Raw genomic sequence first — 14,681 nt, forward strand, 5'->3', positions numbered from 1 at the left:
GATTTTTATCATTATTAAAATGTTTCATCTGCCATCAGCGATAGTTATCTCTTATTACGGTCAAGCAGATATAGGCGGCGGAGACTGTTCAAAGGGAGAAACGACGTAGCGGAACGGCAGCGGCTTCTCCCCTGGCTGCCATGAATAGTCACTTGCATTTTGATAGTGACTATGTCAATTTGCTGGCAAAAGCCACCTGCTACCTGGACCGCCCATGAAAAATGAACCGCTTTGCCACGCTCCCTGCCCCATCGCCCGCAGCCTGGGCCGCATCGGCGACAGCTGGAGCATCATGATCTTGCGCGACGCCTTTGCGGGCTTTACCCGCTTCGACGAATTTCAGAAAAGCAGCAACGTCGCGCCCAATATTCTGTCGCGCCGCCTGAAGGCGCTGGTCGACGACGGCCTGCTGGAGAAGGTGTGCTACAGCAGCACGCCGCCGCGCTACGAATACCACCTCACCCCGCGCGGCCGCGATTTCCGCATGGTGCTGCTGGCGCTGGCGGAATGGGGTAACCGCCACTTCGCTCCCGAAGGCCGTCAGATGCAGCTGGTGGAAACCGCCACCCAGCGCCGGGTGGAGCCAGTCATGGTGGATAAAGCGACCGGGGAAGAGATTATCCCGGGTAAATACGCCATGGTGCCGGGCCCCGCCGCCTCGCCGCTGATGCAATATCGTCATGAATATCTGCTGCGCAAACGCGAAGGCGATAGCGGGCAAAAATTCCAGCCTGAACCCTACAGAGATGCCAACCATGAAGCTGGCCAATAAGAAAAGCGTCCTCGTCCTGGCGGCCCTCTCCGCCGTTCTGGCGGCAGCGAGCTACGGCGCGTACTGGTGGCATACCGGACGTTTTCTGCAGACCACCGATGACGCCTATGTTGGCGGCGACATTAGCGCCATCTCCAGCAAAGTCTCCGGCTATATCCAGCAGCTGGCGGTGCAGGACAATATGGCGGTGAAAAAAGGTGACCTGTTGATCCGCATTGACGACCGCGATTACCGCGCCGCCCTTGCGAAAGCCGCCGGAGAAGTGGCGGCGCAGCAGGCCGCGCTGGCCGATATCCAGGCTACCCGCCAGCTACAGCAGGCGACCATTGCCGGCTCTACGGCCTCGTTACTGGCCGCCACGGCGGCAACCGAAAAACTGGCTAACGACAACCGACGCTATAACGCCCTGGCCGCGTCGAGCGCGATTTCCGCACAGATCCGCGATAACGCCTCCGCCGATTATCGCCGGGCGCATGCCGAGCAGGAGAAAGCCAAAGCGGATAAAACCGTGGCCGAACGTCAGCTGACGGTGCTGGATGCTCGCCAGCAGCAAACCCTGGCTGCCCTGGCGCAGGCCCAGGCTAACCTCGAGATGGCGAGGCTGAACCTCAGCTATACCGACATTCGCGCGCCGTTCGATGGGGTGATTGGCAACCGCCGCGCGTGGTCCGGCTCCTTCGTCAGCAGCGGCACGCAGCTGCTCTCCCTGGTGCCCGCGCACGGCCTGTGGATTGACGCCAACTTTAAGGAAAACCAGCTGGCGCATATGCGCGCCGGCCAGGCGGTGACCATCGTCGCCGATGTGCTGCCGAACCATACCTTTAAGGGCCATGTCGCCAGCCTGGCGCCGGCGACCGGCTCACGCTTCAGCATTCTGCCGGCGGAGAACGCGACCGGGAATTTCACTAAAATCGTGCAGCGGGTGCCGGTCCGCATTGCGCTGGAAGGTGACGGGGCAAAGCTTGACGTCCTGCGCCCGGGACTGTCGGTGATCGTCACCGTGAATGAAAAGAGCCCTCGATGAGCACCGCTCAGGCGCTGTCCGCCCCGCAAAGTCTGTCGATGCCGACGGCGAAGAAAATCTTTGCCTTCGCCAGCATGTGCGTGGGGATGTTTATCGCCCTTATCGACATCCAGATTGTCTCCGCCTCGCTGCGGGATATCGGCGGTGGCCTGTCGGCGGGCGACGATGAGACCGTCTGGGTACAAACCAGCTACCTGATCGCCGAGATCATTATTATCCCGCTTTCCGGCTGGCTGGCCCGGGTCATGTCGACCCGCTGGCTGTTTGCCGCCTCCGCGGCGGGCTTCACGCTGATGAGCCTGCTGTGCGGCTGGGCGTGGAACATCCAGAGTATGATCGCCTTCCGCGCCCTGCAGGGGCTGGCGGGCGGGTCGATGATCCCCCTGGTGTTCACCACCGCTTTCGCCTTTTTTCAGGGCAAACAGCGGGTCATTGCCGCGGCGACAATCGGCGGCCTGGCCTCCCTCGCCCCGACGCTGGGCCCGACGGTGGGCGGCTGGATCACCGAAAACTACAACTGGCACTGGCTGTTCTTTATCAACGTTGTTCCGGGGATTTACATCGCGGTGGCAGTGCCGCTGCTGGTGAAAGTAGACAGCGCCGACCCCACTCTGCTGCGCGGCGCCGACTATCTCAGTATTCTGCTGCTGGCCGTGTCCCTCGGCTGCCTGGAATATACCCTCGAAGAAGGTCCTCGCTGGGGCTGGTTTGATGACGCGACCCTGACGACCACCGCCTGGGTCGCCCTGCTCTGCGGCGTGGCTTTTGTTATCCGCACCCTCCGCCATCCGCAGCCGGTGATGGATCTGCGGGCCCTGCAGGACCGAACTTTCAGCCTCGGCTGCTATTTCTCGTTTATGGCAGGCGTCGGCATCTTCGCCACCATCTATTTAACTCCGCTGTATCTCGGTAGCGTGCGCGGTTTCAGCGCGCTGGAGATCGGCCTGGCGGTATTTTCCACCGGCTTGTTCCAGGTCATGTCTATTCCGTTTTATTCGTGGCTGGCCAACCGCGTTGACCTGCGCTGGCTGCTGATGGCCGGGCTGATCGGCTTTGCGGTGTCGATGTACAGCTTCGTCCCGATAACCCATGACTGGGGGGCGGACCAGTTGCTGCTCCCTCAGGCGTTTCGCGGACTGGCGCAGCAGTTTGCCGTCGCGCCAACGGTGACCCTGACGCTGGGCAGCCTGCCGCCCGCGCGCCTGAAGCTGGCCTCCGGGCTGTTTAATCTCATGCGCAACCTCGGAGGCGCCATCGGCATCGCCCTGTGCGGCACAGTGCTTAACGACAGAACCAATTTGCACTACAACCGCCTGGCGGACCATCTGAATAACGCCAACCTGGCAATGAGCGATTTTGTTCAGCGCAGCGCGGCAAACTTCACCGTCCAGGGGATCTCGCCGGATGCCGCGCAGACGGCGGCGCTGAAAAATCTTTCCGCGCTGGCGCTGCGGGAGGCGCGAACCCAGGCCTTTTCCGATGCTTTCTACCTCATCATGATGGGTTTTTTGCTTGCCGCGCTGCTGGTTCCCTTGATGAAAAAGCCGCCGGCACACTGATACTACAGGAGAGTAAACTATGGGCGTTTCCGTTAAACGCATTGTCGTCACCGGGATGGGGATTGTCAGCCCGCTGGGCTGCGGCGTACAGCACGTCTGGCAGTCGCTGCTGGCAGGAAAGACAGGGATCACCCGACTCAGCGAGCAGCTGGTCGCGGATATTCCCTGCAAAGTGGCCGGCCAGGTGCCGTCCATTGAAAGCGATCCGCTGCACGGCTTCGACCCGCTGGCGACCATCCCGGCGAAAGAGCGCAAAAAGATGGATCGCTTTATCGAGTTTGCGCTGGTCGCCGCCCGTGAAGCGCTGACCCAGGCCGGCTGGTCGCCAGCATCTGCGGCCGAACAGGAACGTACCGCCACGGTGATCGCCACCGGGATCGGCGGCTTCAGCGAGATCGCCAATGCGGTACATACCACCGATGAACGCGGGCCGCGTCGCCTCTCGCCGTTCACTATCCCCTCTTTTCTGGCCAACCTGGCCGCCGGGCATGTGTCTATCGCTCACGGCTTCCGGGGCCCCATCGGCGCGCCGGTCACCGCCTGCGCAGCGGGTGCCCAGGCCATTGGCGATGCGGCGCGGATGATCCGCAGCGGCGAGGCGGATATTGCCCTCTGCGGCGGCGCGGAAGCGGCAATTCATCGCGTTAGCCTGGCCGGGTTTGCCGCGGCAAGGGCGCTCTCCAGCGCCTCCAACGACCAGCCGGAAGCCGCTTCCCGCCCCTTTGACCGCGACCGCGATGGATTTGTGATGGGAGAAGGCGCGGGGCTTATCGTGATCGAGTCACTGGAGCACGCGCTGGCGCGCGGCGCCACGCCGCTGGCCGAGCTGGTCGGCTACGGCACCAGCGCAGATGCTTATCACCTGACCGCAGGCCCGGAAGACGGGAACGGCGCGCGTCGGGCCATGGAGACCGCTATTCGCCAGGCCGGGGTGACCGTCGACGAGATTGACCATATCAACGCCCACGCCACCTCGACGCAGGTCGGTGATAAAGGTGAGCTGGCGGCGATTAAAACGCTGTTTGGCGCGCATCCGGTCGCCATTACCTCGACGAAATCCGCCACCGGCCATCTGTTAGGCGCTGCCGGCGGGATTGAGGCCATCTTCACCATTCAGGCGCTGCGTGATCAGGTGGTGCCGCCGACGCTGAACCTGCATCACCCCGATGAAGAGGCGGCAGGCATGAATCTGGTGGCGCTGCAGGCCCGCCCGCAGAAGATGCGCTATGCGCTGTCGAACGGTTTTGGCTTTGGCGGCGTTAACGCCAGCCTGCTGCTGAAACGCTGGGAATAAGCGTCAGCTCCCCCCCGGCGATGGCTGGCGGGGGATTTTCGCCGTGGCAGCTTTTGCCCTGCTGCTGGAGTAAATGAAGAACAGCGCGATACCCAGGCAGACAATGGCGCCGATTCGGCTCATCGAGAATGGAATCGACGCATTGCCAAGCCAGCCGAAGTTATCGATCAGCATGCTCATGGTCAACTGACCAAAAATGACAGCGACCGTAGCCACTGCTGCGCCAATACGCTGGACGGCCAGTACCATAATAACGATATAAGGCACACCAAACATTGCGCCCAGCAGCTGCCATTTAGGCACGTCCATCAGCGTCAGGGGGTGTTTGGGTTCGAAGAAGAAGATCAGCAGTCCCGTCACCAGGGCGCCGACAGAAAATGTCAGGAACGCGCTTTTGAATACGCCGACCTTGCTGCCCAGCTGGCCATTGATAGCCGCCTGGATACTCAGCATGGCGCCACCGGCGACGGCGAGCAGAATCATGATAATAGTCATAATGTTACTTTACCCCTGTGCAACCATAACCAGCGCTGCAATAATGAAAATCAGCGCAATGATACGTTTACTGTCAATTTTCCTGCGTGACGTACCGAGCAGACCGAAGTGATCAATAATCAGGCTCTTGAACACCTGGCCTGCCAGGATGCCGATCATCGTCATGGCGATGCCGATTGCCGGCGTTACCACGGTCAGGATGATGACGTAAATCGGCCCAAGCACGCCGCCAAGCAGCTGCCACGCTGGTTGCGCAAAGAACGACGGGCTGTTGCGCGGGCTGAAAAAAAGCATCAGCAGAAAGGTCAGCGCCGCGCCCACGCCGAATATGCTGAAGGTTGCCCAGAGGTCACCGACCTCCCCACCCAATGGTCCGAGCAATCCTGCCTCTATGGACAGTCCCATGCCTCCGGCAATGACGATAAAAATCAATATTAGCTGCATAGCAATCATCTCCAGTACTCCAGGCGGAGGAGATTACGGCTTAATATGGATGAGAAAAATGCCATAATGAGATAAACACCTGTGCAGGATATGCATTAATGAATGAGCTTGGGAACATCAGTATTCGCGCCCTGCTGATTTTTATAGACGTCTATGAGACGCAGAATTTCTCTGTGGTGGCCCGGCGGGAAGGGATATCGGCCTCTCAGGTATCGCGGGTCATCCATCAGATAGAGGATGTGCTCGGCCAGCAGCTTTTTTACCGCAATACCCGGGCGATAATCCCGACGGAAAGCGGCCATCTTTTTATCCGCTATGCGCGAGCGATGACTGGCAGCATGGAGGAGGCGCGGCGGGAACTCAACGAGAGAACGCTTGAGCCTTCCGGAATGGTCCGCATAAACGCACCCGTATTCTTTGGACAGCGCCATGTCGCACCCGCGTTACCGGGCCTGACGGAGCGATATCCGAAGCTCAGCATTGAGCTTACGTTGACTGATGATTACATCGATCCGCACCGTGAGCCGGCTGACGTGATTTTCCGGATTGGCGTGCTGACGGATTCCGCATTTCATGCGCGCGTGTTTGGCCAGCAGTGCTATCATCTTGCCGCGTCACCGGATTATATCCGCCGGCACGGCATGCTGGGATCGCCCGAAGAGCTCGCCCGGCATAAATGCCTGGTCTACCGCGGTTCGTCAGGACCAAACCAATGGCTGCTGCGCCGGCACGGAGAGGAATGGGTGCACTACCCCGTCTCGCCCCTGATGTCATCGAATAATGCTGAAACCCTGCTGATTGCCGCACTCGGAGGGATGGGGATTGTGCTGTTTCCTGACTGGCTGATTGGAGACCGGCTAAAGAGCGGCGAGCTTGTCGAACTGCTGCCGGAGCTGGATAGGTCCATAAAAACGGAGCCACAGCATATCGCGGCAATCTATCCGAATGCCCGCCACCCTCCGCTGAACGTGCGGGCGATTATCGATTACTACATCGACGCGTTCGGTTCACCGCTTTACTGGCAGTCTCAATAAGACAGGCGACTTTATGGCTCGTCTTGAAGTTAACTGCCGTTTCTGACGCGTTAAATGCCCTTAAGGTCCGTTCTGAGCGAAAAACGGACCACACTATCTAAAGAAAGATATCGCTGATAATGTTGGGACCGCTCTTATTAAAAAAGGTATGCCATTTCTTTTCATTGACGATAACGAAGGGATTTTCATGGTTGAGGTTGAGGAAATAAAAAAGAAGTATCCCGGCGCAGACGCCTGGCAAATGGGTGACAGTCCGGAGCTGGCTAACGAGCTTGCGGAACTGATCAAAAAAGGGATCAAAACGGCCTCTTGCGGATCTATTGCCTCTTACCAGCAGGAAGAATCTGCTCCGAGGATAGGGAGTTATCACATTATTCTTGATGGCCAGAATGTTCCAGTTTGCGTGATCAGACTGATTTCGATGCAGCTGGTTCGTTTTTGTGATGTCACAGAAGCGTTCGCCCGCAAAGAAGGTGAAGGCGATTTAAGCCTTGAATACTGGAAGAGAGAGCATCAGAGATTTTTCAGCTCCGAAGGTCATTTTTCTAAGGATATGGAGTTGATCGCAGAAGAATTTGAAGTGGTTGAGGTGCTGTGAGAAAAGGTCAACGGGCTGACGTTTTTATCAATCGCCACTGATAACACTGTTCGCTTCTGGCGCGGAGCGGACAAGCTATCGAGCTAAAGGTTCGCATTGAGCAAGGAGCGGACGTGCCAGCTATAATTGGTAATAAAATGAGAGTAGAGCTATTCTAATTTGTTTATAAAGAACATTTTTACATCCAAGGGCGAAATATTTTTTATGCTATCTTACATGCTATCTCAATATGCCAGGCTACCTGTGCCTGAATTTACCCTACGTTCATGACTAAAACAATGGTTGTCAGAGCAGGAATCGATGTGTACAGACAGAAGTTTCTCGGCGCGATTTCCCTGGAGAGAAACTGGATTATGTCAGGAATATTTTTTACAACGAAAACTCAAAATTGATGGAAAGCAATTTCTTACTGGCCCCCGTTATCAGGGCGGAAATATTAACAAACCTTTTATTGATATTGTAGGTATGGATTCTGACCTAAATCATACTGCATTAGAACTCATTAGTAAGGAATGGTCACAACTCAGAGCTCAATATGTTCGCATTCTTGTACCCGGCCAGTCCTTCCCGCAGGGTATTCCCGACCAGTATATATACGCCACCTCTTTTTCTGAACCCCCTGAATTCAATGATAAATCTCTTACTTTGCAAGTGGCGACATACGAAGATTTTGACTGGTGTTGTCAGGCTCTGGGCGATGCCTATAAGCATACATGGCAGACAGTTCGCGAACTTTCTGCAAACAATTTGGTAGCAGTTGATGACGAAGAGTTGTGTGACCATATTTCTGAGAGAGAAGTATATATTATCTATGAAAACGACGTTCGCGCCGGGTTGCTAATATGCCAGAAAGGAAACATCGCTTTTCTGCGAGGATATCGTATTACTGACAAAGTAATACTTCCTGCTTTTCGTGGTCGATCATTGTCAGCCCGAGCGCAACGCCTGCTGTACCGATTATTAACTCATTCCGATTCTGAACTATCTTTGTATATGGGCACAATTATTCCGGAGAATATCCCCTCGATGAAAACTGCAGAAAGAGCGGGACGAACTTGCATCCTAAGTTATCAATTTCTACCCATCTGCAGAACCCACGACTAACAGCAATGCTAATTTATCTTCAGCCTACTTCCGCTTTTGGCACACAGGGGACGTCAAGGGCCCGGGTGTACTCCCCTGGACGCACTAATGGGCGGTATGTGATTGTTGTGCAGGCTATCATATGGCCTGAGGTACAGCAGAATCAGGCTTCGTAGCAATGAGTCGGTTCACAGCGTCCGGAATCCACCCGGTGCCGTAAATCACCGCAAGGTCTGTCATAAGGTAATTTCATAACGTATCGCGACACCTTTTTTCTTGACGCAGGCCTTCTCTTTCACGGTTTGTCAGAACTGTGGACCGCAGTAATCTCCACTCCGTGCTTTAATCAATGAGAGTGTGTCGGGTGCAAATTAAACTACCTTTCTCAACAGCAAAGGCGGGATACGCCTACCCTCGCAGGGTTTCTGCGTCTGGTAATATGCCCATGACAGTCTCAAAGACCGCTTTGAGGGTTTCCCGGTTTAAGGCACATAATCGCGCGGCGTTGCCCCCAAAATGCAGCGAAAAGCAGCGGTAAAGGCCGCCGGGCATGAGAAACCAAGCTGGTAAGCGACCTGTTTGATTGGAATGCCGTTCGCAAGAAGATCCAACGAAGCGCAAATTCTGGCTCTCTGCTTCCATGTTCTAAAACTAAAGCCTGTATCCTTCATAAACAAGCGGGAAAAGGTCCGTTCCGACATGGCCGACATAAAAGCCAGCTCGCTTAGCGATGCTTCCCAGCGCTGATTGACCAGTAGCGATCTGGCCGCGCTAAATAATCGCTCATCATTCGGCATGGGTAGCGCCATCGTTAAAGGTGGAGCCTCGCTGAGAATTTCCAGAAGCAACAAAGCTATCTTCCGTTGAATCGGTCTGGCGTAGTCCTCACTGAACAGCCCAGCGATAAGCTCTTTGACTAACGGCGTAGCCGTGATCACATGCACCTGCTGACTCTTCGTAAAGCTCGTACATTCTGCGATAAGGCTACTGCTGAAATAGATCGCTCTGAGATCGGTTTGTGAAAGCAGATGGTAACTATGGATATGCAGAGGCGGTAACCATAATGCCCGCTGAGGAGGGATCACCCACCGGTCGCTCTCTGTTTGCACCAGCATAACCCCTCTGGTGGCGAAGAGTAGCTGCCCCTCAACATGATGATGGGGAGGATCTGCCTCGCCGCGTTGATAGCTTATCGCAGTACTGGACCAGCCTGTGGCCTCATCATGTCTTGGCGCTTTATCTATACTACCTGGCATTTCAGATTTAGCCCCTGCCATTATCATATCGAAACTGGAACCACCCGGAGAAGAGCCTTAGGCAATGGGTGCGTGACTTATCATTCTGATCATCAAAGATATTACAGGAGCTTAACCTCATGCGCGTACACTTTATCGTACATGAAAGTTTTGAAGCCCCGGGCGCATATGCAACCTGGGCAATAAACCAGGGTCATGATGTAACTTACTCACACGTCTATGGAGGCGATCGGCTACCTGCTGACGCCGAAGGCATCGATTTTCTTATCGTTATGGGCGGTCCGCAAGATCCGGACACAACGCTTGAAGCGTGCCCGCACTTTAATGCTAAAGCGGAACAGACGCTGATTGCTTCTGCGGTTAAAACCGGTAAGGCGGTGATCGGTATTTGCCTGGGTTCACAGCTAATCGGTGAAGCGCTGGGCGCGCCCTTCTCTCATAGCCCGGAAAAAGAGATTGGTAAATTCCCGATCACATTGACCGAAGACGGCAGGAAGGATGAGATGTTCTCTCACTTTGGGAAAACACTGGCAGTGGGTCATTGGCATAACGATATGCCGGGTTTGACGCCAGAGGCCAAAATTATTGCTTACAGCGAAGGCTGTCCGCGGCAGATCGTTGCCTATTCTGACCGCGTCTTTGGTTTCCAGTGCCACATGGAGCTCACATTGGACGTTGTAGAGCTGCTGATCGCTCATTCTGAGAAAGACCTGAGCCGTGCAGCAGAATATCGTTTCGTTGACACGCCTGAAGCGCTCCGGGCGCACGATTATAGCGAAATGAACCAAGTACTTTTTGGCTTTTTGGATAAGCTGGAGGCACGTTACAAAGCAGCGCAAGCATAATGTCATGCTGGTGAGCTTGCCGTCGGTTTTGATTTTAATGTCCGCTCCTGTCACAGAGCGGACAAGCTTCCTGAGTTGAAGGTCCGCTATGAACGAGGAGCGGACATAAAAATGATAAGAGAAAGTGCCCTCTAAATAACTGTTACGGAGTCATTTCACAGGATGCAGGGCACTTTACAGCGATTAATAGTCAAATGAAACGGGCTTTCTCTGCCCATTTCTCAGGGAATCCCTGCGCACATAGCGCTGGCTCAATACCCATTATTTCTGCATCGGCAATGTTATGCATGATGAAGGGGTCATCCTGAAGACAGTGTTGAATTTCACTTGCATTGTCTCCTTTAAAAAGTATGTAGCCGCCGGCATGATTGCTGAGGGGGCCAGCAAAAAGGATTTTGCCTTCTTTAAAACCCCTGACCAGCCATTGCTTATGTGCGTCAAGATGAGCAGAAATTGCATCGGGTTGTGTCAGGTAAGTCAGTGTAACGGCGTACAGCATGGTTCATTCCTTAGCGGCAAAAATCGCATTAATGGCCTGTGGAATTAAAGACAAAGCACGGGAAATTTCTCTGAGTTTTACGTCCTCGCCTTTCGACACACCTTCAGCACGGACAAATTCAACACACGAGATGCCCAGGAAGCCCAGAAACTTGCGCAGGAACTGTTCCTGAAAATCCATATCTTCCAGTCCCGTACCGGCATAAAAACCGCCCCGCGCTGAGACGATGATGACTTTTTTGCCCCCCGCAAGTCCAACGGGCCCAGCTGGGGTATAGCTGAAGGTTTTCCCTGGCTGAGCAATTCTGTCCATCCAGGCCTTCAGCTGGCTGGATACAGAAAAGTTGTACATTGGCGCGCCGACAACAATCATCTCGCTTTCAAGAAACTCCGAGACCAGAGCGTCTGATATTTGCTGCTCAGATGCCAGAAGGGGTGTAGCAATCGGCCGTTCCGATACAGACCTGAAACCTGAAGCGATCTCCCCGGTCAGATGACTGATTTCGTCTTTAACAAGATCCCGATAAGTCAGCTGATGCCCCTGACCGGTTGCCACCAGTTGCCTTACTATTTCAGCCGACAACTGGCGGGTTACTGAAAACTCATGGTTGATGCTGGAATCAAGATGGAGAATTTTCATTGCAAATTTTCCTGGCATGTACGGATCAGTGGATGCTCTGCGCCGCGTTAACAATCAATGCGGCAACCTCTTCGGGATGAGAAATCATGGACAGGTGGTCTGAGTGAATTCGCGTGATGTGCGCCCCAGCCTCATGGGCAAAACGGGCCTGTACTGACGGATTCAGCGCGTTGTCGTTTTCTGTGATGAGATACCAGGACGGTTTCTTTCGCCAGGCGGCTTCCTTCACTTTTTCCTGAAAGGCGGTAGCGGCGACAGGCTGCTGCACAGCAGCGAGCTGCCGGCTCTTTTTGATGCTTAGCTCATTGGCCATAACCTGGTGAAAAAACTCTGGCTCATCAAGCCAGATAAGGCCGTTCTTATCGGCTTCCATCCCTGTCATGGGTGCATGAAATCGCGCCAGTGCGTCAGATACGGATTGATTGCTGTCAGGAACAAGAGCGGATAAATAGACCAGTCCCCTGACGTTGCTCGCATTGCCAGCCTGAGTGATCACGGCTCCTGCCCATGAATGCCCCACGAGCAGAACGTTACCCTTCTGGCGCTCAAGCACACGCTCAGTTGCAGTTACATCGTCTCGTAATGACGTCAGAGGATTCTGAACAGCCGAAACGTGGTATCCCCTCTCCTGCAGCAGGGAGATGACGGCTGACCAGCACGAGCCATCAGCAAAGGCACCGTGAACCAGCACGATATTTTTTATCCCCTCTTCCTGTGCCATAAGCAACGGGCTATTCATGAATAGAAGACACAAGGCAAATGCTCCTTTTATCAGCGCGCGTGACATAACATTTCTCATCCACATGTTTGTATTCTTCCTGCGGTGTTGAATTTCAGGCAGTGTAATCACCATGACAAAGGGTATGAAGTGTCATTAATGACAGGTAACATGCGAAATCAGACATTCTTCATGACGGGGTTAAACATGCGCGTTGCGTTACTTGCTCTTCCGGGCAGCATGCGTTCGGCGCTTGCGGGGCTGGCTGATATGTTCTGGCTGGCGAATCAGGTGGTCAGGATGAACCCTACGGTAAATCCTGAGTTATCCAGAGATGTTCCTTTATTCGACGTCAGGACGATTACCGCTGATGGTCAGCCGGTCAGGGATGTTCAGGGACGCAGTATTGAAAGTGATGGCGCATTTAGTGGACCTGATACCTTTGGGGTGATTATTGCCAGCGGTATGCAGCTGGATGAGCATAGATTTCCCGTTGACAGAGCCGCTGTATCAAATGCAGCCGAGTGGCTGAAAGTGAAGTATTTAAAGGGAAGTTGTATTGCCTCAGCCTGTGCAGGCAGTTTTGTACTGGGAGAAGCGGGTTTACTCAACGGACGGGTCTGCACCACAACGTGGTGGTTATATCCCACTTTCGCTGAACGCTATCCACTGGCAAAACCTGTATGGGGAAAAACCCTGGCCGAGCAGGACAATGTTGTCACTGCGGGTGGACCACTTTCATGGGTTGATCTGGTCATATACCTAGTTCGCAAATACGCAGGTAATGAGCTGGCAAAGTTAACAGCTGACATGGCCGTTGCTGACAGCCAGCCTCTGTCACAGCAAATTTATGCGCCCGCAGGTTTTCTCAATTCAAGACATCCTTTGCTGACTAAAGCAGAGAGCCTGCTTCGTTATCAAAATCCTGCAATGACGGTTGAGCAACTTGCTGCAGCTCTGAATATGACCACCCGGACGCTAAACCGTAAAATGAAACTACTCGTCCAGGAAAGCCCAAAAGACTTCATTACCCGAGTTCGTATTGAAACGGCATCCGTGCTGCTGGAAAGCCCAGGAAAAACTATTTCTCAGATCGCAAGTGCATGCGGATACGGCGATGAAACAGCGTTCAGGCGTGCCTTTAGCACCATAATGGGGATGTCCCCTGGAAGTTTCAGAAAGCGTCTTTTAATAAAGCGCCCTTGAAATTCGAGTTGCTAATGGACGCGTTGAACTTTCACCTGAGGATGGTATTCCGCGCAGTTGCCGATCTGAACGGGATTAATTCCTGACCGGTATTCAGAGCAACATACCTATACTCCATGGCTGTCCGCTTCTGGCACAGAGCGGACGAACCAACTGAGGTTACGTTCCACTCTGAACGAGAAACGGACAGCGGGTTTACCGGTTGTGTATACCTTAACGGGGGGATGTCGATACTATGCCGGCCCCGCTAAATATCATGCGGATGACAACGCCTGTACACCGCTCCTGCCATTTGATAACGCCCGGGTGTTAAGGACCGTTTCCAAACGTCCCTGATGCCATCGCGACTGAACCCAGGGAAACCATTCCAGCCCGCTTTTTTGATACTCCCCAGAACAAGCAATTGCAACCAGACCGGACCCGCGACGGGAACGACAAACTGAGGAAGAACAGCAAACATGAACAGCAGGAATCTGGGGTAAGTCAGACTGTTTAATCCAGGTGACGTAAATGCGTCGCGATCCCCCATTTTAGGGCGGTACATCTTCCATTAATCAGTTCGAACACGGAGTAACTCGCGTTGGGTTGTGCATACCGGTGAAAATCATCCACAGCACCACTTTTTAGCATCGCAAGCACACCCTGAATGACCTGTCCGTGAGACACAATACATATTGTTCGATGATGACGTTTTTTTTCCAAATTGGTTAAAAAATGCATAATTCGCTGCGAAGCATGTGAGAGAGACTCACCCTCTGGCGGACAATACTCTGCATCAAGGTTGAATAACGCTTCTGCGGCGTCTGGATTATTCTGCAGGAGCTCTATGGTTGTCATACCTTCAAACTGACCAAAAGCCTGTTCTTTCAGAGCTGGTTCAGCTATCAGTGAACAATGAAAACTCTCCGCCAGGCGCTGTCCCATTTGCCAGGCCCGGCCAAGCGGAGAAGCGTAAACACATTCTACCCGGTAATCACTCGCTACAAACGCTGCCAGCAAGGCTGCTGTTTGACGCTCCCCACGAAGCGTCAAGGCGCTATCACTGTGTCCCTGAATAATACCTTTTACATTCCACTCTGTTTCCGCGTGTCGAACCAGTATTACTTGCATCATTGAAGGGTCACATATGCTGTTGTTTAAAATGTTACAAACTAAAAACACCCCGTTTATATGCTGGCAAGTTCTCAGCTCTCAACGAAAAACAGGAACACGTGT

General features: G+C 54.0%; 16 protein-coding genes and 1 pseudogene. 9 read left to right on the forward strand and 8 right to left on the reverse strand.

The window, feature by feature from the left end:
• Positions 1–214: 214 nt before the first annotated feature.
• Genes MKS11_RS05130 through fabF form a run of 4 tightly spaced genes read left to right on the forward strand, consistent with a single transcriptional unit; the run spans position 215 to position 4,649 of the window.
• Complete coding sequence (locus MKS11_RS05130) at positions 215–772, forward strand: helix-turn-helix domain-containing protein (protein WP_032426151.1); 558 nt, start codon at positions 215–217, stop codon at positions 770–772.
• Positions 756–1,796, forward strand: a complete 1,041-nt coding sequence (locus MKS11_RS05135) for an HlyD family secretion protein (protein ID WP_101865660.1) — start codon at positions 756–758, stop codon at positions 1,794–1,796. Before MKS11_RS05130 ends, MKS11_RS05135 begins: the two co-directional genes overlap by 17 nt.
• Entirely contained in the window at positions 1,793–3,355 is a 1,563-nt protein-coding gene (locus MKS11_RS05140; protein WP_053810365.1) for a DHA2 family efflux MFS transporter permease subunit, read from the forward strand. The genes MKS11_RS05135 and MKS11_RS05140 overlap by 4 nt, the downstream gene beginning before the upstream one ends.
• A 19-nt stretch (positions 3,356–3,374) precedes the next feature.
• A complete protein-coding gene (fabF, locus tag MKS11_RS05145) occupies positions 3,375–4,649 on the forward strand; it encodes a beta-ketoacyl-ACP synthase II (protein ID WP_101865659.1) in 1,275 nt (424 codons plus the stop codon).
• A 3-nt stretch (positions 4,650–4,652) separates the two neighbouring features.
• Here fabF and MKS11_RS05150 read toward each other — a convergent pair whose 3' ends face one another.
• Both MKS11_RS05150 and MKS11_RS05155 read right to left on the reverse strand, forming a co-directional pair.
• Complete coding sequence (locus MKS11_RS05150) at positions 4,653–5,144, reverse strand: DMT family transporter (RefSeq protein WP_043519595.1); 492 nt, start codon at positions 5,142–5,144, stop codon at positions 4,653–4,655.
• 9 nt (positions 5,145–5,153) lie between these two features.
• Positions 5,154–5,588 (reverse strand): DMT family transporter, encoded by a 435-nt coding sequence (locus MKS11_RS05155; RefSeq protein ID WP_004151877.1) that lies wholly within the window; start codon positions 5,586–5,588, stop codon positions 5,154–5,156.
• Positions 5,589–5,686: 98 nt separating this feature from the next.
• Here MKS11_RS05155 and MKS11_RS05160 point away from each other — a divergent pair, with 98 nt between their 5' ends.
• The 3 genes from MKS11_RS05160 to MKS11_RS05170 all read left to right on the forward strand — a co-directional run bounded on the left by MKS11_RS05160 (position 5,687) and on the right by MKS11_RS05170 (position 8,324).
• A complete protein-coding gene (locus MKS11_RS05160; RefSeq protein WP_284109430.1) occupies positions 5,687–6,622 on the forward strand; it encodes a LysR family transcriptional regulator in 936 nt (311 codons plus the stop codon).
• 241 nt (positions 6,623–6,863) lie between these two features.
• Positions 6,864–7,220 (forward strand): ASCH domain-containing protein, encoded by a 357-nt coding sequence (locus MKS11_RS05165; protein ID WP_165474075.1) that lies wholly within the window; start codon positions 6,864–6,866, stop codon positions 7,218–7,220.
• Positions 7,221–7,520: 300 nt separating this feature from the next.
• Positions 7,521–8,324: a hypothetical protein gene (locus MKS11_RS05170; protein WP_023318303.1), complete on the forward strand. Its 804-nt coding sequence runs from the start codon at positions 7,521–7,523 to the stop codon at positions 8,322–8,324.
• A gap of 461 nt (positions 8,325–8,785) precedes the next feature.
• Here the strand turns inward: MKS11_RS05170 and MKS11_RS05175 are convergent, their stop codons facing one another.
• Positions 8,786–9,586 (reverse strand): helix-turn-helix domain-containing protein, encoded by an 801-nt coding sequence (locus MKS11_RS05175; RefSeq protein ID WP_170928056.1) that lies wholly within the window; start codon positions 9,584–9,586, stop codon positions 8,786–8,788.
• A gap of 92 nt (positions 9,587–9,678) precedes the next feature.
• On the opposite strand from MKS11_RS05175, the gene MKS11_RS05180 reads away from it, so the two are divergent.
• Entirely contained in the window at positions 9,679–10,404 is a 726-nt protein-coding gene (locus tag MKS11_RS05180; RefSeq protein ID WP_087771390.1) for a type 1 glutamine amidotransferase, read from the forward strand.
• Between the two features lie 190 nt (positions 10,405–10,594).
• Here MKS11_RS05180 and MKS11_RS05185 read toward each other — a convergent pair whose 3' ends face one another.
• Genes MKS11_RS05185 through MKS11_RS05195 form a run of 3 tightly spaced genes read right to left on the reverse strand, consistent with a single transcriptional unit; the run spans position 10,595 to position 12,347 of the window.
• Positions 10,595–10,903: a YciI family protein gene (locus MKS11_RS05185; protein WP_017900257.1), complete on the reverse strand. Its 309-nt coding sequence runs from the start codon at positions 10,901–10,903 to the stop codon at positions 10,595–10,597.
• Positions 10,904–10,906: 3 nt separating this feature from the next.
• Positions 10,907–11,542, reverse strand: coding sequence for an FMN-dependent NADH-azoreductase (locus MKS11_RS05190; protein WP_087771391.1), 636 nt, complete (start codon positions 11,540–11,542; stop codon positions 10,907–10,909).
• Between the two features lie 25 nt (positions 11,543–11,567).
• Entirely contained in the window at positions 11,568–12,347 is a 780-nt protein-coding gene (locus tag MKS11_RS05195; protein ID WP_002905509.1) for an alpha/beta hydrolase, read from the reverse strand.
• Between the two features lie 72 nt (positions 12,348–12,419).
• Here MKS11_RS05195 and MKS11_RS05200 point away from each other — a divergent pair, with 72 nt between their 5' ends.
• Positions 12,420–13,466 carry a GlxA family transcriptional regulator gene (locus MKS11_RS05200; protein ID WP_017900254.1) on the forward strand — a complete coding sequence of 349 codons (1,047 nt, stop codon included), beginning with the start codon at positions 12,420–12,422 and terminating at the stop codon, positions 13,464–13,466.
• Between the two features lie 213 nt (positions 13,467–13,679).
• Here the strand turns inward: MKS11_RS05200 and MKS11_RS05205 are convergent.
• Positions 13,680–13,965: pseudogene (locus MKS11_RS05205) on the reverse strand (LysE family translocator); the annotation flags it as partial.
• A complete protein-coding gene (locus MKS11_RS05210) occupies positions 13,959–14,579 on the reverse strand; it encodes a histidine phosphatase family protein (RefSeq protein ID WP_004151880.1) in 621 nt (206 codons plus the stop codon). The pseudogene MKS11_RS05205 and the gene MKS11_RS05210, both read right to left, overlap by 7 nt.
• Positions 14,580–14,681: the final 102 nt, after the last annotated feature.

It is taken from the genome of Klebsiella sp. K5-45, from assembly GCF_030128605.1.
In the GTDB taxonomy this organism is placed as follows: domain Bacteria; phylum Pseudomonadota; class Gammaproteobacteria; order Enterobacterales; family Enterobacteriaceae; genus Klebsiella; species Klebsiella quasipneumoniae.